Genomic DNA, 18,060 nt, shown 5'->3' with positions numbered 1-18,060 from the left:
CGGAGGGCTGTCGCCGCGGTCACGGACGAGGGGAGGAGCGGCGAGCGGGATTGCACGGCAGCGCGGACGCGACGCGCTGGCGATGACGGCGAACGTTCGCACTCATCGCCGACAGAGCACGTCCGCGCGAGGTGCGCGCCGCGCGAGGTGCGCGCCGCGCGAGGTGGGCGCCGCGCGAGGTGCGCGCCGCGCGGGGTGCGCGCCGCGCGAGGTGCGCGGCGGGCGGGCAACCCGCGCCGCGCGCGGGCGGGCTAGTCGCGGCCGACGTGCATCGCGCGCGCCGCATCCGTGATGCCGCCCGACAGCGACGGGTACACCGAGTAGGCGCGGGCCAGCTGATCGACGGTCAGGCGGTGCTCCACGGCGAGCGCGACCGGCAGGATCAGCTCGGACGCGCGCGGCGCCACCACGACGCCGCCGATGACCGTGCCGGAGGTGCGGGCCGCGAACAGCTTGATGAAGCCGTCGCTGACGCCCTGCATCTTCGCCCGCGGGTTGGTCTCGAGCATGAGCTTGTGCACGACGCCGCGCGTGGCGCCCTCCTCGATCTGCTTCTGCGAGAAGCCGACCGTGGCGATCTCCGGCGCCGTGAAGATGTTCGACGTCACGTTGCGCAGGGTGAGCGGCGTGACCGCGTCGCCCATCGCGTGGTAGACCGCGGTGCGGCCCTGCATCGAGGCGACGGAGGCCAGCGGCAACGAGTCGCTGCAGTCGCCGACCGCGTAGACGCTCGGCATCGAGGTGCGGGCCACCTTGTTGACGGCGATGTGGCCGGATGCGGTCAGCTGGACCCCCGCATCCTCGAGCCCGATGCCCGCGGTGTTGGGGATCGAGCCGACCGCCATGAGGCAGTGCGAGCCCTCGATCACGCGCCCGTCGGCGAGCGTCACGACCACGCCGTCGGCGCTGCGCACCACCGAGTCGGCGCGGCTCTTCGAGAGCACCGTCATGCCGTTGCGGCGGAAGACCGTCTCGATCACCTGCGCGGCATCGGCGTCCTCCCCCGGCAGCACCTGGTCGCGGCTCGACACGAGCGTGACCTGCGCACCGAGGGCCCGGTAGGCGGAGGCGAACTCGGCGCCGGTGACGCCCGAGCCGACGACGATGATGTGCTCGGGCACGGTGTCGAGGCGGTACAGCTGGGTCCAGGTGAGGATGCGCTCGCCGTCGGGCTGCGCGCTCGGCAGCTCGCGGGGCGAGGCGCCGACGGCGACGATGACCGTGTCGGCGTCGACCTGGTCGAAGTCGGTGCGCTTCTTGCCCTGCCCGGTCGAGACGACGACGCGCTGCGGCCCGTCGAGGCGCCCCTCGCCGACGATGATCCGCACCCCGGCGTCGATGAGCTGCTCGCGCATGTCGTCGCTCTGCTCCTGCGCGAGGCGCAGCACGCGCTTGTTGACCTGGGCGAGGTTGACGGCGAGCTCGGGCTTGACGGCCCGACCGCCCTCGCCGCGCGCGAAGAACTGCACGCCCAGCTCGCCCGCGCCGCCGATGGCGCCCGCGGCCTCCGCGGTCGCGATGAGGGTCTTCGAGGGCACGACGTCGGTGAGCACCGCCGAGCCGCCGACCCCGGAGCGCTCGACGAGGGTCACCTCGGCGCCGAGCTGCGCGCCGGCCAGCGCGGCCTCGTAGCCGCCGGGGCCTCCACCGAGAACGGCGATGCGCTGCTTGCGGTCGAACAGTGTCGTCATGCTGACCATCCTTCCGCATCCGGCCCCTCATTCGAGCAGGAGACAGCGCGGCAGAGAGCGCGGAAGTAGGCTGGCTGGCATGTCGCACACTGCCTCGAACCCGCTCGACGACCCGCACGCCGACCCCTTCGCCATCGCCGCCCAGGCGGCCGCGCAGCTGGCCGAGGCGACCGGTGTCGAGCGCCACGACATCGCCCTGACGCTCGGCTCGGGCTGGGCGAAGGCCGCCGACCTGATCGGCGAGACGACGCACACCATCCCGGCCACCGAGATCGCCGGCTTCAGCAAGCCCGCCCTCGAGGGGCACGTCGGCACGCTGCGGTCGATCCTGCTGCCGAGCGGCAAGCGCGCCCTCGTCATCGGCGCCCGCACTCACTACTACGAGAACCACGGCGTGCGGCGCGTGGTGCACTCGGTGCGCACCGCGGCCGCGGCCGGCGCCTCCGTCATGATCCTCACCAACGGCGCCGGCGGCATCAAGGAGCACTGGAAGCCCGGCACGCCGGTGCTGATCAGCGACCACCTGAACCTGACGGCGAACTCGCCGCTCGAGGGCGCGACGTTCATCGACCTGACCGATCTGTACGCCCAGCGCCTGCGCGACCTCGCCCACGAGGTCGACCCGGGCCTCGACGAGGGCGTGTACGTGCAGTTCCGCGGCCCGCACTACGAGACGCCCGCCGAAGTGCAGATGGCGAAGGCGATGGGCGGCCACATCGTCGGCATGTCGACGGCCCTCGAGGCTATCGCCGCGCGCCAGGCCGGCATGGAGGTGCTGGGCCTCTCGCTCATCACCAACCTCGCCGCGGGCATCTCGCCCGAGCCGCTCAGCCACGCCGAGGTGATCCAGGCGGGCAAGGATGCCGAGCCGGTGATCAGCGCCCTGCTGGCCCGCATCGTCGCGAAGCTGTAGTTCCGCCGTCTGCGCAAGGAGACCGTCATGACCACTCTCGACCAGGCCAAGTCGTGGCTCGAGCAGGACCCCGACCCGGAGACCCGCGCCGAGCTCGCGGCGCTGATCCCCGCGGCCGAGGCGGGCGATGCGGCGGCGATGGATGCCCTCCGCGACCGCTTCGACACCCGCCTGACGTTCGGCACCGCGGGCCTGCGGGGTGAGCTCGGTGCGGGCTCGAACCGCATGAACCGGGTGCTCGTCTCCCAGGCCGCGACCGGATTCGCCCGCTGGCTGCTCGACCGCGACGAGAACGCTTCGGTGGTCATCGGGTACGACGGCCGCGTGAACAGCGACGTGTTCGCGCGCGACTCGGCCGAGCTGATGGCCGGGGCCGGCGTGCGCGTCGTGCTGCTGCCGCGCGCCCTGCCGACGCCCCTGCTGGCCTTCGCCGTGCGGCACCTCGGGGTGAGCGCCGGCGTCATGGTCACGGCGAGCCACAACCCGCCGCGGGACAACGGCTACAAGGTGTACCTCGGTGGCCGCGACGGCGGCTCGCAGATCGTCGCGCCGACCGACGAGGCGATCCACCAGGCGATCCTCGCCGTGGCCGACACGAGCGTGGTCGGCGAGCTTCCCCGCTCGACTGCCTTCGACCTCGCCGACGAGAGCGTCATCGACGCCTACGTGGCGCGCACGGCTGCGCTGGTGCCCCGCACGGCCGAGTCGCCGGTCATCGATCCGGTGCGCTTCGTCTACACGGCCCTGCACGGCGTCGGGTGGGAGGTCGCGCAGCGCGTCTTCGCCGCCGCCGGGCTCGGCGAGCCGACCGTGGTGGCCGAGCAGATCGAGCCCGACGGCGCGTTCCCGACCGTCGCCTTCCCGAACCCGGAAGAGCCGGGCGCCATGGACCTCGCGTTCGCGACGGCGCGCGCCGCCGGGGCCGAGCTGATCATCGCGAACGACCCCGACGCCGACCGGCTCGCGGTCGCGATCCCCGACGACAGCGCCCCCGAGGGCTGGCGCCGCCTGACCGGCAACGAGGTCGGCGCGCTGCTCGGCTGGCGCGCCGCCGAGCGCCTGCAGCGTGAGGAGCGCCAGGCGAAGTTCGCGGCGTCGCTGGTCTCCTCCCCCGCCCTGTCGGCGGTCGCGAACGCCTACGGCGTGAGCTACAGCGACACCCTCACCGGCTTCAAGTGGATCTCGCGGGTCGGCGGCCTCGGCTACGGCTACGAGGAGGCCCTCGGCTACCTCGTCGACCCCGAGAAGGTGCGCGACAAGGACGGCATCTCGGCCGCCGTCGACCTCCTCGCCCTCGCCGGCGAGCTGAAGGCGGCCGGCCGCACCCTCGCCGAGCACCAGCGCGACTTCGACGAGCGCTTCGGCGCGTTCGCGAGCGCCCAGGTGTCGCTGCGGGTCACCGACCTGAGCCGCATCGGCGCCATCATGGCGGCCCTGCGCGACAACCCGCCCGCCGAGGTCGGCGGGGTGCGGGTCAGCCAGGTTGACGACTTCTCGGGCGGCTTCGGGGTCTTCCCACCGAGCGACATCCTGCGGTTCTGGATGCACGGCGGCGCGCGCGTCATCGTGCGGCCGAGCGGCACCGAGCCCAAGGTCAAGGTCTACATCGACGCCTCGAGCGAGACCGGCTCGGTCGACGAGCGTCGGGCGGCCGCGGCGGCCCAGGTGGCCGCGCTCGAGGGCGGCATGCGCGCCCTGATCGTCTGACACCGAGCCCGACCACTGTCGCCCGCGGCCGTCTGTGTTCGCAACTCAGGCAGAGGTGCGGCCGACGACGGGTGAACCGGTCTTCACTGTGCACACAGCCTGAGTTGCGAACAGCACGCCCCCGTAAGGTGGGAGGGTGGCAGACACGACGCCCGACCCGACCGCGCGGCGGCCTCTGCTGCCGACTCCGGTCGTCGTGCTGTGGTTCCTGGCGCTGCTGAGCTGGGCATCCGGACGGGTGATCGGCGCCCTCAACCTGCTGCCGCTTCCAAACCCGTATGGCCCGCTCGGCGAGCCCGGTCGCGACACGGTCGACGAGGCGCTCCTCGCCGAGCTCCAGCGCATCGCGGCGCTCCAGTCGCTGCCGACGACCATCGCCGTGATCCTGGCCGCGGTCGGGCTCGGGATGCTCTACAACCGTCGCGGATCCGACCGGCTCTCCCGCCCCGCGGCCGCCGCGGCCGTCGTGATGGCGATCGCGAGCGCGCTCGCCGCCGTCGGGGTGCTGACCCTGCTCACGATCGGACCCGCACGCCCGATCGGCATCATCGACCTGCAGGTCGGCGTGGTAGTCGCAGTGGCAACCGCGGCCGCCTCCGCCTCCGCGGTCGTGCTGATCCGGCCCTACGTCGACCCGATGGTCGCGCACGTGTGGGCGGGGATCGCGGGCGCGGGCATCGCCCTGCCGTTCATGGTCGCGGGCATCAGCCCGGCGCTCGTCATGGCGGGGGCCGTCGGCATCGGGATCCTCGACCGGGCGCGCGGCGCCCGCACCGAACGCGAGCTCGCCGAGCGTGCCCGGCGGGAGGTCGAGCAGGGCGAGCGCGGCATCGGCGTGCGCGGGCTGCCCGGGCTGCCGCCCGTCGCGCGCACGCCGCGCCCGCTGCTGCCGTGGTCGCCGGGCGAGCGGCGGGCATCGCTCTGGCTGGGCCTCGGCGCCGTGCTGATCGTCGCCCTGGCCTGGGCTGCCGGGACGACCGCGGCCGAGGTCGGGCTGCTGGTCGCCGGGCAGGGCTTCGCGCTCGCATCCCTCGGGGCGGTGCCGCTGCTCGTGCAGTCGGCGGTGCTGCTGCGCGTGGCGAGCGGCATGCGCGAGGCGCTCGCGGTCGCGAGCGGGTTCCTGGTGGCCGCCTCGGTCGCGATGCTCACCGCTCCCGTCGACCCGGTCGTGCCGATCGCCCTGCTCGTGCAGGCGGTCGCCCTCGCGGTCGTGACGGCCCTCATCGCGCGCCGGGCGCGGGATGCGCGCACGGGCACCGCCGTCATGCTCGCGGTGACGACCGCCGTCGTCTGGCTGCTCGTCGTGCTGCCGAGCGGTGCGCTCGTGCTCGCCTTCGCCGCCGTCGTCACCACGCTCATCGCCGTGCGCAGGAAGGTGCACCGATGACCGACTCCCCCGCCTCCGGGCTCCTCGCCCGCCTCGCCGCGGCCCCCGTCGTCGGGAGGGCGCCGTCTGGGCGTTCGTCGCCCTCGGGATGATGCTCGTCGGCAGCGTGCTGATCCCCTCACTGCTGACGGTCGAGACCGACCAGATGACGCTGATCCGGGCGCTGCTCGGGGGCAGCGTGCTCGGCTTCCTGGGGTTCCTGCCGCTGCTGCGGGCGACGCACGCGGTCATCGGAGCGCGGGCGGTGCCGGCGTGGGCGATGCTCGTGGCCTACCTCGTGCTGCTGGTCCGGCCCGCCGCCCTCGCCGTCGAGGCCGCCGCGGCACCGCTCGCGGTACTCTCGAACCTTCCGGGGCTCTCCCCGCAGCTCGTGCCCTACCTGCTGCTCGCGACGACGGCGATCGGCGCCGGCTTCGCCGCCTACGCCGTGCTGCCGCTCGCCCAGAGCGCGGTCAGCACGGGGCGCCGGGTCGCCGTCGCGGCCGGGGTCGGCCTGCTGGTCGGGCTCGCGCTCTACGCGTTCGCGCCGTACGTGGCCCCGCTCGCCGCCCTCGGCGTCGCGGTGGCGCTGCTGATCGGCCGCGGGCGCGCCGCGGAGGACTGAGCCCGGCGCCGAGCCGGGTGACCGCGCCGGTCGACCGTGCCCGGCGATCAGCCGAGCGCGGCCTCGAGCTTGAGCGCGAGCTCCTCGCCGTCGAAGTAGTTCTCCACCACGATGACGTCGGCGCGGGTCGCACCGATCGCCTCGACGAACTCGGCGCTGGTCAGGATCACCTGCGCGTCGGCGGCGACGCGGGCCACCGACGCGACGTCGGCCGCGACGACCGTGGCCGAGAGCCCGAGCCGCTGCAGGGCCCGCTCGGCGTTGACCTTCAGGATGCCGCTCGTGCCGATGCCGGCCCCGCAGATCGTGACGATCTTCACGCGGGCGACCCCGCGCCCGCCTCGGCTCCCAGCAGGCGGCGCACCTCGTCGCGGGTGGCCGCCGCGGCGAGCGCCGGGATGACCGCCGGATCGTTGAAGGCGTTGGCCAGCTCGGCGACCGCGGTGAGGTGGCTGTCGGCCGCGGCTCCGGCGAGCCCGATGACGACCGACACGGGGTCGTTGTGCGCGTGGCCGAACGCCACCGGCTCGGCGAGGGTGACCACCGACAGGCCGTCGCAGCGCACCTCGGGGCCGGGGCGCGCGTGCGCGAGAGCCAGGCCGGGTGCGATCACGATGTACGGGCCGTGAGCATCCACCATGCGGATCATCGCCTCGGTGTACTCGCCCGTCGTGCAGCCGCTGTCGACGAGGGCATCGCCGGCGGCACGGATCGCGTCGCGCCAGTCAGCCGCACGGGCCTGCAGCACGATGGCGCGATCGGCGAGGGCGGGCAGGGTCACAGGGCGCCCTCGAAGCCGTCGATGAGGGTGTCCATGAGCGCCTCGCGGTCCTCCACGGGCAGGAAGGCGGCCTGCGCCGCGTTCAGCTGCAGCGCGAGCAGGTCGTCGAGGTCATACGCGAAGGCCTCGGCGACGAGCGCGAGCTCGCGGCTGAGGGTGGTCGCGCTCATCAGGCGGTTGTCGGTGTTGACCGTCACCCGGAAGCCCAGCTGGTAGAAGAGGTCGAGCGGGTGGTCGACCATCGCATCGCCCCAGGCCGCGATGGCACCGGTCTGCAGGTTCGAGCTCGGGGAGGTCTCGAGCGCGATCTGGCGGTCCTTGACCCACTCGGCGACGGGGCCGAGGGTGGCGATCGTGCTGCCGCCTTCCTCGGTCAGCGTGATGTCCTCGAGCAGGCGCACGCCGTGGCCGAGGCGCAGCGCGCGTCCGTCGAGCAGGGCGCCACGGATGGACTCGAGGCCGTCGGCCTCGCCCGCGTGCACGGTGGCCGGGAAGAAGCTGGCGGCGAGCAGGTCGAAGGCGTCGCGCATGCGGCCGGCCGGGAAGCCCGCCTCGGCACCGGCGATGTCGAAGCCGACGACGCCGCGGTCGCGGTGGCGCAGCGCGAGCTCGGCGATCTCGCGACCGCGGTCGGCGTGGCGCATCGCGCTCACGAGCTGGCCGACACGGATGCGGTGGCCCGCGCCGCGCGCCTCCTCCACCCCGGCGTCGAGACCCGCCTGCACGGCCTCCACGGTCTCGTCGAGGCTCAGCCCGCGCGTGAGGTGCTGCTCGGGCGCCCACCGGATCTCGCCCCACACCACGCCGTCGGCGGCGAGGTCGAGCACGAACTCGCGGGCGACGCGCTCGAGGCCCTCGCGCGTCTGCATGACGGCGGTGGTCACATCGAAGGTCTTCAGGTACTCGACCAACGAGCCCGAGTCGCTCTTCTCGGCGAACCAGGCGCCGAGCGCAGCGGCATCCGTCGCCGGCAGCTCGAGGCCGATCGCGTCGGCGAGTTCGATGATCGTCTGGGGGCGCAGACCGCCGTCGAGGTGGTCGTGCAGCGACACCTTCGGCAGCGATTCGATCGCGATCTCAGTGCCCGGAAGAAGGTGCGGTGTCGCCGTTGTCATACCCACAAACCTACCGGTTCGTTACCGGGTCGTGACCCGCTCTAGGCTCATTGCATGTCCGATTCGATGCCCGAGAAGATCATCCTCGACTGCGACCCCGGTCACGACGACGCGGTGGCGATGCTGCTCGCGCACGGCAGCCCCGCGATCGAGCTGCTGGCGGTCACGACGGTCATGGGCAACCAGACGCTGGAGAAGGTCACGCGCAACGCCCTCTCGGTCGCGCGAGTCATCGGCATGGATGCGGTGCCGATCGCCCGCGGCGCCCACCGGCCGCTCGTGCGCACGATCGAGACGGCCCCGGACATCCACGGCGAGTCGGGCCTCGACGGCCCCGTGCTGCCCGAGCCGGTCGTCGAGCTCGACCCGCGGCACGCCGTCGACCTCATCATCGACACCGTCATGAGCCACCCGCCGAAGACGGTGTCGCTCGTGCCGACCGGGGCGCTGACCAACATCGCGCTCGCCGTGCGCAAGGAGCCGCGCCTTGCCGAGCGCGTGAAGCAGGTCGTGCTCATGGGCGGCGGCGTGCATGTCGGCAACTGGAGCGCCGTCGCCGAGTTCAACATCATCATCGACCCCGAGGCCGCGCACATCGTCTTCAACGAGCCCTGGCCGCTCACCATGATCGGGCTCGACGCCACCCACCAGGCGCTCGCCACCGACGAGGTCGCCGCGCGCATCGCCGCCGTCGGCACCGCCCCGGCCCGCTTCGTCGGCGAGCTGCTCGAGTTCTTCGCGCATTCGTACAAGGACGCGCAGGGTTTCGACCACCCGCCCGTGCACGACCCGTGCGCGGTCGCGTTCCTCATCGACCCCACCCTGCTGCGCGTGGTCAAGGCCCCCCTCGACGTCGAGCTGACGGGCGGCCTCACGCTCGGCATGACCGTCGCCGATCTGCGCGGCCCGGCTCCCGAGGGATGCACGACGCAGGTCGCCCTCGACATCGACAACGACCGCTTCTGGGGCCTGGTCGTCGACGCGCTCAAGCGCATCGGCGACGTGCGGGTCTGAGCGCGCCCCGCTCTCAGGGCGGGGAGTCGACGAGCGAGCCGAGCAGCGCGATCAGCGCGGGCTCGACGAGCTGCGGCGGCAGCGCCTCGATGAGGGCGGTCAGTGTCGCCGCCTCAGCGGGCAGGGTGCCGTCGGGGCCGATGCCCGCGAGCCCGAGCAGGGCGCCGAGTGCCTCCGGCGGCACCGGGCCGGTCGGCCCACCCGCGGCGACCGCGAGCACATCGGGCGGCAGGGAGCTGAGGAGGGAACCCGTGTCGACCGACGGGACGCCGCGCACCTCGTCGGCGGCCGCGCGCAGCACCGCGCCGAGGGAGTCGACGCTCTCGGCCGTCACCGGCGTCACCGTGAGGTGCGTGCTGCGCGGCAGGTGGGTGCCGTCGCCCTGCACAAGGCCCGGCTGCTGCTGGAGGACCCAGCCGCGCCGGCGCACCGCGTCGGCCCAGTGATGCGGATCGACACGGTTCTCGGGGTCGCTCTCATCAGCGACGACGGCGAGCAGTGGTCCGACCGGCGCACCGAAGACCCGCAGACCGGGGACGTCGTCGATGGTCGCCCGCAGCGTCTCGGTGGCCGCTCGTGCGCGCTGCATGAGCTCGCCGTACCCCTCGACCCCGAGCGCCTGCACGATCGCCCAGGCGGCAGCGAGCGGCCCAGCGGAGCGCGAGCCGAGCATGGTCGGGTTGACGACCGGGTAGCCCGGCCACCGGGTGGTCGCGAAGTACTGCGCCGCGCGGCGCTCGCGACTGCGGTGCAGCAGCACGCTCGCGCCCTTCGGAGCGTAGCCGTACTTGTGAAGGTCGGCCGAGATGCTCGTGACCCCCGGGACGCGGAAGTCCCACGCCGGCACGTCCGGCCACCAGGGCAGCGCGAAACCGCCGATGCACGCGTCGACGTGGCAGGCGATGCCCCGAGCGGCGGCCGCAGCAGCCACCTCCGCGATCGGGTCGAGCGCCGCGTGCGGGTACGACGGGGCGGAGACGACGACGAGCGCGACATCGCGGTCGAGCCGGTCGGTCATCCGTTCCGCGATGACGGCGCCGGTCGCCGGGTCGACCGGGACGAGGTCGAGAACGAGACCGAAGTAGTGCGCCGCCTTTTGGAACGCCGCGTGCGCGGTCACGGGCGCGACCAGGCGCGGGCTGCCCTCGCCGCCCGCGGCGCGCCAGAGGTCGCGCGCGGCCTTCACGGCGAGCAGGCAGCTCTCGGTGCCGCCGGTCGTGACGGTGCCGACGATGTCGCCGTCGTCGTCTCCATGCAGCATCGTGCGGGCGAAGGCGACGAGCTCGCCCTCAAGGCGCGCCACGGAGGGGAACGCCGTCGGGTCGAGGCCGTTGATGGCCTGCACCCGGCGCATGGCCGACGCCGCGAGCTCGTCGAGATCGGGGCGCCCGGTGTCGTACACGTACGAGAGCACGCGCCCGCCATGCGTGGGCGCGTCGTCGACGCGGAGAGCGTCGAGCCGCGCGAGCACCTCCTCCGCGGTCGGCCGCGGGGTCACGCGGCGCTCCGTGCCGCGACAGCGCCGCCGACCGGGTCGGCGTCGATGTCGTCCCGCCGCAACCGGTAGCTGCGGAACACGAGCAGGCTCGCGAGCAGCAGCGCGGCCGGCAACAGGCTGAAGGTGAGCGCGATGCCGAGCAGGGCGCTGTCGGGCTGGGTGGGCACCACCTCCGCGGTCGACTCGACGTAGCCGGTCACGGCGAGAACGATCGCGAGCACCGTCGCCCCGAGGGCCATGCCCGCGGTCTCCCCCGCCGTCCAGACGCCGCTGATCACGCCGCCGCGGGCCGTGCCCCGTGCGCGAGCATCGTGGTCGATGACATCGGGCAGCATCGCCAGGGGCAGCGCCTGCATGCCCGCGTAGGCGGCCCCGGCGAGCGCGACAGGCAGATAGATCCAGTCGCCTGGAGCCAGCGCGACCGGTACGACGCCGAGTGCGGCGATGCCGAACAGCACGGAGGCGAGCAGGAACGCACGCTCCTTGCCGACACGGCGGGCGAGCATCCCCCAGAGCGGCGTCACGAGCACCGCGGGCGCGATGAGGGCGAGGAACAGGAGCGTCACCGCATCTTCGCTGCGCAGCAGCCAGGTCGCCACGTACTGCGCCGCCGCGAGCATGATCCCCGTGGCGAGCGCCTGCAGCACGAAGGCACCGAGCAGCGCGCGGAGCGCCGGCACCTCGCGCAGAGCTGCGACCGCCTGCGGGTAGCCCGCAAACGGGTTCGCGCGCGGCTGCGGGATGCCCGCCGCACCCCGCGGCGCCGTCAATGCCGCCACGAGCAGACCGGCGCCGATGACCAGACCAGCGACCGCGGCCATGACCAGGTAGCCCGTGCGAGGGTCGTCACTGAGACCGCGCAGCAGCGGACCGCCGGCGCCGAAGAGCAGGATCGCGACGGTGAGCACGATGACGCGCCAGGTGAGCAGGCGGGTGCGTCCGTCGTAGTCGCCGGCCAGCTCGGCGGGCAGCGCGATGTACGGCACCTGGAAGAGGCTGAAGGCCGTCGTCGAGAGAACGAACGCGGCCACCACCCAGACGGCCGCGACCGCCGGCGCGAATCCGGCCGGTACGGCGAAGGTCGTGAGGAAGGCGAGCGGCAGGGTGAGCGCGCCGGTCAGCATGAGCTGCCGGCGCGTACCCGAGCGCGACTGCAGGCGGTCGCTGAGGGTGCCGATGAGCGGATCGATGACGACGTCCCACAGCTTCGCAAGGCCGATGATCACGCCACCGATCAGGGCGGTGATGCCCAGCGAGTCGGTCATGTAGTAGAGCAGGACCAGCCCCGGGAGCGTGCCGAAGCCCCCCGTGCCGAGCGAGCCGATCGCGTAGCCAACGACGGTGCGCCGACGGAGGGGCGCGATGGGTGCGGGCGCCTGCGCGCCGGTGAGCGGAGCCATGGCGCGAGCCTAGCCGGAGCCTCGCCCCGTCGGCGATCGCCGGGCTACGCCTCGACGACCCCCGCGACGAGCGGGCCGCCCGTCTGCACGGCCTCTCCCGCGTCACCGATGCGGTAGCCGCCCTGCAGCGCCTCGAGGGCGCGCTCAAAGCGCGCCGGCTCGTTGGTGTGCATGGTGAACAACGGCTGACCCGCCGTGACGGCGTCGCCCGGCTTGACGTGCAGGTCGATGCCCGCGGCGTGGTCCACCGGGTCCTCCTTGCGGGCGCGGCCGGCACCCAGGCGCCAGGCGGCGATGCCGAAGGGCAGCGCGTGCTGCTCGACGAGCACGCCGTCGCGCTCGGCGGTGACGACGTGGTGCTCGCTCGCGACCGGGAGCGCCGCATCCGGGTCGCCACCCTGGGCAGTGATCATCGCGCGCCAGGTGTCCATCGCCTGGCCGTTCGTCAGGGCACCCTCGACGTCGGCATCGGTGATGCCGGCGAGCTCGAGCATGTGACGGGCGAGCGTCACGGTCAGCTCGACGACGTCGGCGGGGCCGCCGCCGGCGAGCACCTCGACCGACTCGCGCACCTCGTTGGCATTGCCGATGGCGAGGCCCAGCGGCACGTTCATGTTGGTGAGCACGGCGCGCGTGGCGACGCCGGCGTCCTCACCGAGGCGCACCATGACCTTCGCCAGCTCGCGCGACTGCTCGGTGTCCTTCAGGAAGGCGCCCGAGCCGAACTTCACGTCGAGCACGAGCGCGGCCGTGCCCTCGGCGATCTTCTTCGACATGATCGACGAGGCGATGAGCGGGATGCACTCGACAGTGCCGGTGATGTCGCGCAGCGCGTAGAGCTTGCCGTCGGCGGGGGCCAGGCCCGAGCCCGCGGCGCAGACGACCGCGCCGGCGCTCTCGAGCTGCGCCATCATCTCGTCGACGCTCACGTTCGCGCGCCAGCCCGGGATGCTCTCGAGCTTGTCGAGCGTGCCACCCGTGTGGCCCAACCCGCGGCCGGAGAGCTGCGGCACGGCCACGCCGAACGAGGCGACGAGCGGCGCCAGCGGCAGCGTGATCTTGTCGCCCACACCCCCGGTGGAGTGCTTGTCGGTGGTCTTCTTCGACAGGCCGGAGAAGTCGAGGCGGGTGCCCGTAGCGACCATCGCGAGGGTCATGTCGCGCACCTCCTCACGGGTCATCCCGTTGAGGAAGATGGCCATCGTCATGGCCGACATCTGCTCGTCCGCGACGTAGCCGCGCGTGTAGGCGTCGACCATCCAGCCGATCTGCTCGGTGGTCAGGGCGCCCTTGTCGCGCTTGGTGCGGATCAGGTCGACGACGTCGAACGGCTCGATGGTCATGAGCGGTACTCCTCCAGGGTGCGCGGCCCGAACGCGTCGGGCAGCACCTCATCGATGGTCTTGATGCCCGAGACGGTCTCGAGCAGCATGCCCTCGGCCGAGTGCTCGAACAGCAGCTGACGGCACCGCCCGCAGGGCATGAGTGCGCCGCCGTTGCCGTCGACGCAGGTGAAGGCGACGAGCTTGCCGCCCCCGGTCATGTGCAGGGTCGACACCAGGGCGCACTCGGCGCACAGCGTCAGACCATAGGAGGCGTTCTCGACGTTGCAGCCAGCGATCACGCGACCGTCATCGACGACCGCGGCCACCCCGACCGGGAAGTTCGAGTACGGCACGTAGGCGTGCGTCATCGCCTCCAGGGCGACCGCGCGGAGGGCATCCCAGTCGATGCTGTCGGCGGGCGTCACGGATGCTCCGCTCACGACTTGACGTAGGGCTTGCCGGAGGCGGCCGGCGGGCGCGAGAAGCCGACCAGGCCGGCGACCGCGAAGATCGTGACCAGGTAGGGCAGCATCAGCATGAACTCGCTCGGCACCGGCGAGCCCACGATCGACAGCGTCGACTGCAGGTTCGTGGCGAAGCCGAAGAGCAGCGCCGCGAGGGTCGCCTTGATCGGGTTCCACTGGCCGAAGATGACGGCCGCGAGGGCGATGAAGCCCGCGCCGTTGGTCATCTCCTTGGTGAACGAGCCGATGGCCACCAGCGTGAAGAACGCACCGCCGCCACCGACGATGACGCCGGCGAGCAGCACGTTCCAGAAGCGGGTCTGCGCAACCTTGATGCCGACGGTGTCGGCGGCCTTCGGGTGCTCACCGACCGCGCGGAGGCGCAGGCCCCAGCGGGTCTTGAACAGACCAAACCAGACCAGCGGTACGAGAAGGAACATGGCGTACACGATCAGCGACTGGTTGAACATGATCGGTCCGATGACCGGGATGTCGCTCAGCAGCGGGATCGGAAGGCGCTCGAAGCGCGCCGGCTTGTTGAACAGATCAGGGTTGCCGACCATGACCGTCGAGTAGAGGAAGCTCGTGAGCCCGATGACGAGCACGTTGAGCACGACACCGACGATGACCTGATCGACCAGGTACTTGATGGCGAACGCGGCCAGCACGGCCGAGACCGCGGCCCCGGCGACCATGGCGGCGATGAGCCCCGCCCAGGCCGAGCCGGTGGCCGTGGCGACGAGCGCGGCGGTGAACGCGCCCGCCAGCAGCTGACCCTCGATGGCGATGTTCACGACGCCGACGCGCTCGCTGATGACGCCGCCGAGCGAGCCGAAGATGAGCGGCGTGCTCACCGTCAGGGCGCCCGCCAGCAGGCCGACGAGCGGCACGGTGGAACCGGCCGCTGCCCAGGTCAGGAACCCGAGCAGGAACAGGATGGCGAAGATCGTGGTCAGCCAGAGCGGGATGCGCCGGCCGGCCCGCACGATGAGGAAGCCGTAGACCGCGATCGCCGCCATGAGCAGCACGGTGACGATGCCGGTCGCGTCGGCCGGCAGCACGATGGCCGGCAGCACGATGGCGTCGCCGTCGTTGCTGAGGCGGTAGGTCGTGTCGCCGCCGCGCGCGAGTGCGATGAACAGCACCGCGCCGAGCACGCTGAAGATCGCGAACGCGATCGGCGCCTTCCAGCTGCGCACCACCATGGGCGAGGGGGCGAGGCCCGAACCGGCCTCACGGGTCGTCGTCACGACGCTCACTGGGTCACCTCCGCCTTGGGGGCAGTCGCAGGGGTCTTGGGGGCACGCCACTGGAAGAGCGGATCCGGCGTAGGCAGGCGGAAGATCGCGCGCACCAGCGGCGGCGCCGCGATGAAGAGCACGATGAACGACTGCACGACGAGAACGATGTCGACCGGGATGCCCTCCGACGCCTGCATCGTGTAGCTGCCGGCCTTCAGGGCGCCGAACAGGATGCCCGCGAAGAAGACTCCCCAGGGCTTCGAGCGCCCGAGCAGGGCGACGGTGATCGCGTCGAAGCCGATGCCCGCATCCAGACCCGCGGCGAAGCCGCCGGTGAAGTTGCCGAGCACCTGGTAGACGCCGGCCAGGCCGACGAGGGCACCGGCGATGAGCATGACCTGCACGTACACGCGCTCGACCTTGATGCCGGCGACGCGAGCGGCGTGCGGGTTCTCACCGACGGCGCGGAAACGGAAGCCCATCGCCGAGCGGTTGAGCAGGTACCAGACGTAGATCGTCGCGACGATGACCAGGATGAACCCGAGGTTCAGGTTGTACTGATCGCCGAGGAGCGCCGGGAACTGCGCGCTCTCGAGGATCGGACCGCTCTTCGGGTTGTTCTGGCCGGGGGCCTGCAGCGCGCCGGGGGTGCGCAGCAGGTACGAGACGAGGTAGAACGCGATGTAGTTGAGCATGATCGTGACGATCACCTCGTGGGCGCCGGTGCGGGCCTTGAGCAGACCCACCAGGCCGCCCCAGAGCGCGCCGCCGATGAGGCCGACGATGAGCGCCACCAGCAGGTGGACGACTGGCGGCATGGGGATGTACGCGCCGACGTAGCCCGCCGCCGCTGCGGCGATCAGCATCTGGCCGCGGCCACCGATGTTGAACAGGCCGACGCGGAAGGCGAGAGCCACACCGAGACCGGCCGCGATGAGCGGGGTCGCGTTGGCGAGGGTCTCGGTGATGGGACGGAAGGCGACCGCGAGGTCGTCGACCCGGAGGTAGTTGAACACCGAGCCGCGGAACAGCGCCGAGTAGGCACCCGCGACGGCGTCCCACGCCGCCTGGAGGGTGTCGAGCGGGCGGGAGAAGAAGTAGGCGCTCGCCTGCGCGACCGCCTCGTCGGTGAAGACGATGAGGATGCCGCCGAAGACAAGGGCGAGCAGCACCGCGAACACGGAGATCGCGGCGCTGCCGCCGAAGATCTCGCGAAGGATCTGGTTGCTGCGCGGCGCCTCGGGAGCGGCGGAGTCCTTGCCGGTCTCGTGAGCCACGACCTGCTCGTGCACGGCCTCGGCGGTCGCGACGTCGGTCGTCGGCGCCGCGGGCTTCTTCGCCGCGGGCTTCTTCGCCGCGGGCTTCTGGGTCTCGTCGGTCACGCTGCCACCTCCGCCGGGGTCTCGCCGGCCATCATCAATCCGAGAACGTCACGAGGCGTGTCGCCCGGCACGATGCCGACGATGCGCCCCCGGTACATGACCGCGATGCGGTCGGCGAGCGCCGCCACCTCGTCGAGCTCGGTCGAGACGACGATGACGGGGATGCCCGCGTCGCGCGTGGCGACGATGCGCTTGTGCACGAACTCGATCGACCCGACATCGAGGCCGCGCGTGGGCTGCGCAGCGACGAAGAGTGCGAGGTCGCGGCTGAGCTCGCGGGCCAGCACCACCTTCTGCTGGTTGCCGCCCGAGAGCCGGCCGGCCTGCTGGGTGATGCCCTGGGTGCGCACGTCGAACTCGCGCACGCGCTCCTCGGCGAAGCGGGCGAGCTCGTCGAGCTGCAGGGTGCCCCACTTGACGAAGGGCTCGCCGGTCGACCGGTCGAGCATGAGGTTCTCGGCGATGGTGAAGGTGCCGACGAGGCCGTCCTCCGTGCGGTCCTCGGGCACGAAGCCGACACCGGCGTCGAGCACCTCGCGCGTGCTGTCGCCGACCAGTTCATTGCCCTCGAGCACGATCGAGCCGTGCACGCGGGACTGCAGGCCCATGATCGCCTCGGTGAGCTCGGTCTGGCCGTTGCCCTGCACACCCGCGATGGCGAGGATCTCGCCGCGGTGGAGGGTGAACGAGACGTTGTCGACGAGCACCTGGCCGCGCGGGTCGGTGACGACGAGGTCCTTCACCTCGAGCGAGGGCTCGCCCGGGCTCGCCGGGGCCTTCTCGACGGTGAGCTCGACGGCGCGACCGACCATGAGCGAGGCCATCTCGGCGTTGGTCGCCGTCGGCGAGGCCTCGCCGACCACCTTGCCGAGGCGGATGACGGTGATGCGGTCGGCGACTTCGCGCACCTCGCGCAGTTTGTGGGTGATGAAGACGATCGAGGTGCCCTCGTCGCGCAGCTGGCGCATGATGCCCATGAGCTCGTCGGTCTCCTGCGGCGTCAGCACGGCGGTGGGCTCGTCGAAGACGAGCACGCTGGCATCGCGCGACAGGGCCTTGATGATCTCGACGCGCTGCTGGACCCCGACGGGCAGGTCTTCGACGAGCGCATCGGGGTCGATGTCGAAGCCGAAGCGGCCGGAGATCTCGCGCACCAGCGCTCGTGCCGCGTCGAGGTCGAGCAAGCCTCCCGTCTTGGTCTGCTCGTGACCGAGCATGACGTTCTCGGCAACCGTGAACACGGGGATCAGCATGAAGTGCTGGTGCACCATGCCGATACCGGCGTTCATCGCGTCGCCGGGGCCCGCGAACTTCTGCACGACGTCGTCGAGGAGGATCTCGCCCTCATCGGCCTGGTAGAGGCCGTAGAGCACGTTCATGAGCGTGCTCTTGCCGGCGCCGTTCTCGCCGAGCAGGCAGTGGATCTCGCCCGGCTCGACGACGAGGTCGATGTGGTCGTTGGCGGTCAGCGCACCGAAGCGCTTGGTGATGCCGCGAAGCTCGAGCTTCATGCTCCTTGGCCTTCCTGCGCCGGTGTC

The 18,060-nt window shown here is 72.3% G+C and carries 16 protein-coding genes; 5 read left to right on the top strand and 11 right to left on the bottom strand.

Going from position 1 to position 18,060, the window contains the following annotated elements; genetic code table 11:
- Nucleotides 1-251 precede the first annotated feature (251 nt).
- The gene (locus tag BJ959_RS10060) at nt 252-1,691 is read right to left on the bottom strand and encodes an NAD(P)H-quinone dehydrogenase (protein ID WP_153981477.1); all 1,440 of its coding nucleotides are present in this window, start codon (nt 1,689-1,691) and stop codon (nt 252-254) included.
- A gap of 79 nt (nt 1,692-1,770) precedes the next feature.
- Between BJ959_RS10060 and BJ959_RS10055 the strand changes: the two genes are divergently transcribed.
- The 4 genes from BJ959_RS10055 (at nt 1,771) to BJ959_RS10040 (ending at nt 6,302) form a co-directional block, all read left to right on the top strand.
- On the top strand, nt 1,771-2,604 hold the full coding sequence (locus BJ959_RS10055; protein ID WP_153981478.1) for a purine-nucleoside phosphorylase: 834 nt from the start codon (nt 1,771-1,773) through the stop codon (nt 2,602-2,604).
- 27 nt (nt 2,605-2,631) lie between these two features.
- Nucleotides 2,632-4,311, top strand: a complete 1,680-nt coding sequence (locus BJ959_RS10050) for a phospho-sugar mutase (RefSeq protein WP_153981479.1) — start codon at nt 2,632-2,634, stop codon at nt 4,309-4,311.
- 136 nt (nt 4,312-4,447) lie between these two features.
- Nucleotides 4,448-5,698, top strand: a complete 1,251-nt coding sequence (locus BJ959_RS10045) for a hypothetical protein (RefSeq protein WP_153981480.1) — start codon at nt 4,448-4,450, stop codon at nt 5,696-5,698.
- 106 nt (nt 5,699-5,804) lie between these two features.
- Nucleotides 5,805-6,302 carry a hypothetical protein gene (locus BJ959_RS10040; protein WP_153981481.1) on the top strand — a complete coding sequence of 166 codons (498 nt, stop codon included), beginning with the start codon at nt 5,805-5,807 and terminating at the stop codon, nt 6,300-6,302.
- A gap of 47 nt (nt 6,303-6,349) precedes the next feature.
- On the opposite strand, the gene BJ959_RS10035 is transcribed toward BJ959_RS10040, so the two are convergent.
- From BJ959_RS10035 to BJ959_RS10025, 3 genes are read right to left on the bottom strand one after another with little or no spacing between them, the layout of a single operon-like run.
- Entirely contained in the window at nt 6,350-6,622 is a 273-nt protein-coding gene (locus BJ959_RS10035; RefSeq protein ID WP_153981482.1) for a PTS ascorbate transporter subunit IIB, read from the bottom strand.
- Nucleotides 6,619-7,083: a PTS sugar transporter subunit IIA gene (locus tag BJ959_RS10030; RefSeq protein ID WP_153981483.1), complete on the bottom strand. Its 465-nt coding sequence runs from the start codon at nt 7,081-7,083 to the stop codon at nt 6,619-6,621. Before BJ959_RS10030 ends, BJ959_RS10035 begins: the two co-directional genes overlap by 4 nt.
- Entirely contained in the window at nt 7,080-8,198 is a 1,119-nt protein-coding gene (locus BJ959_RS10025; RefSeq protein WP_153981484.1) for an adenosine deaminase, read from the bottom strand. Before BJ959_RS10025 ends, BJ959_RS10030 begins: the two co-directional genes overlap by 4 nt.
- A gap of 66 nt (nt 8,199-8,264) precedes the next feature.
- On the opposite strand from BJ959_RS10025, the gene uriH reads away from it, so the two are divergent.
- Nucleotides 8,265-9,212: a uridine-preferring nucleoside hydrolase UriH gene (uriH, locus tag BJ959_RS10020; RefSeq protein ID WP_153981545.1), complete on the top strand. Its 948-nt coding sequence runs from the start codon at nt 8,265-8,267 to the stop codon at nt 9,210-9,212.
- A gap of 13 nt (nt 9,213-9,225) precedes the next feature.
- Here the strand turns inward: uriH and BJ959_RS10015 are convergent, their stop codons facing one another.
- From BJ959_RS10015 to BJ959_RS09985, 7 genes are read right to left on the bottom strand one after another with little or no spacing between them, the layout of a single operon-like run.
- Nucleotides 9,226-10,710: an aminotransferase class V-fold PLP-dependent enzyme gene (locus tag BJ959_RS10015; protein ID WP_153981485.1), complete on the bottom strand. Its 1,485-nt coding sequence runs from the start codon at nt 10,708-10,710 to the stop codon at nt 9,226-9,228.
- Nucleotides 10,707-12,110 carry an MFS transporter gene (locus BJ959_RS10010; protein WP_153981486.1) on the bottom strand — a complete coding sequence of 468 codons (1,404 nt, stop codon included), beginning with the start codon at nt 12,108-12,110 and terminating at the stop codon, nt 10,707-10,709. The genes BJ959_RS10015 and BJ959_RS10010 overlap by 4 nt, the downstream gene beginning before the upstream one ends.
- A gap of 44 nt (nt 12,111-12,154) precedes the next feature.
- Nucleotides 12,155-13,453, bottom strand: coding sequence for a thymidine phosphorylase (locus BJ959_RS10005; protein WP_153981487.1), 1,299 nt, complete (start codon nt 13,451-13,453; stop codon nt 12,155-12,157).
- Nucleotides 13,450-13,875 carry a cytidine deaminase gene (locus BJ959_RS10000; protein ID WP_153981488.1) on the bottom strand — a complete coding sequence of 142 codons (426 nt, stop codon included), beginning with the start codon at nt 13,873-13,875 and terminating at the stop codon, nt 13,450-13,452. The genes BJ959_RS10005 and BJ959_RS10000 overlap by 4 nt, the downstream gene beginning before the upstream one ends.
- Nucleotides 13,872-15,158 carry an ABC transporter permease gene (locus BJ959_RS09995; protein WP_424960744.1) on the bottom strand — a complete coding sequence of 429 codons (1,287 nt, stop codon included), beginning with the start codon at nt 15,156-15,158 and terminating at the stop codon, nt 13,872-13,874. The genes BJ959_RS10000 and BJ959_RS09995 overlap by 4 nt, the downstream gene beginning before the upstream one ends.
- Nucleotides 15,155-16,522, bottom strand: coding sequence for an ABC transporter permease (locus BJ959_RS09990; RefSeq protein WP_424960745.1), 1,368 nt, complete (start codon nt 16,520-16,522; stop codon nt 15,155-15,157). Before BJ959_RS09990 ends, BJ959_RS09995 begins: the two co-directional genes overlap by 4 nt.
- A complete protein-coding gene (locus tag BJ959_RS09985) occupies nt 16,519-18,033 on the bottom strand; it encodes an ABC transporter ATP-binding protein (RefSeq protein ID WP_153981489.1) in 1,515 nt (504 codons plus the stop codon). The genes BJ959_RS09990 and BJ959_RS09985 overlap by 4 nt, the downstream gene beginning before the upstream one ends.
- Nucleotides 18,034-18,060: the final 27 nt, after the last annotated feature.

Origin of the sequence: Microcella frigidaquae (assembly GCF_014200395.1) — a bacterium.
GTDB lineage: Bacteria > Actinomycetota > Actinomycetes > Actinomycetales > Microbacteriaceae > Microcella > Microcella frigidaquae.
Note: the sequence above shows the minus strand (reverse complement) of the source record. Positions and strands in the feature narration are given on the sequence as shown.

What these genes read in the sequence shown, in the direction of transcription:
- BJ959_RS10025 (WP_153981484.1), bottom strand. Translation starts at nt 8,198, where the DNA reads ATGACAACGGCGACACCGCACCTTCTTCCGGGCACTGAGATCGCGATC.
- BJ959_RS10010 (WP_153981486.1), bottom strand. Translation starts at nt 12,110, where the DNA reads ATGGCTCCGCTCACCGGCGCGCAGGCGCCCGCACCCATCGCGCCCCTC.
- BJ959_RS10050 (WP_153981479.1), top strand. Translation starts at nt 2,632, where the DNA reads ATGACCACTCTCGACCAGGCCAAGTCGTGGCTCGAGCAGGACCCCGAC.
- BJ959_RS09985 (WP_153981489.1), bottom strand. Translation starts at nt 18,033, where the DNA reads ATGAAGCTCGAGCTTCGCGGCATCACCAAGCGCTTCGGTGCGCTGACC.
- uriH (WP_153981545.1), top strand. Translation starts at nt 8,265, where the DNA reads ATGCCCGAGAAGATCATCCTCGACTGCGACCCCGGTCACGACGACGCG.
- BJ959_RS10055 (WP_153981478.1), top strand. Translation starts at nt 1,771, where the DNA reads ATGTCGCACACTGCCTCGAACCCGCTCGACGACCCGCACGCCGACCCC.
- BJ959_RS10060 (WP_153981477.1), bottom strand. Translation starts at nt 1,691, where the DNA reads ATGACGACACTGTTCGACCGCAAGCAGCGCATCGCCGTTCTCGGTGGA.
- BJ959_RS10005 (WP_153981487.1), bottom strand. Translation starts at nt 13,453, where the DNA reads ATGACCATCGAGCCGTTCGACGTCGTCGACCTGATCCGCACCAAGCGC.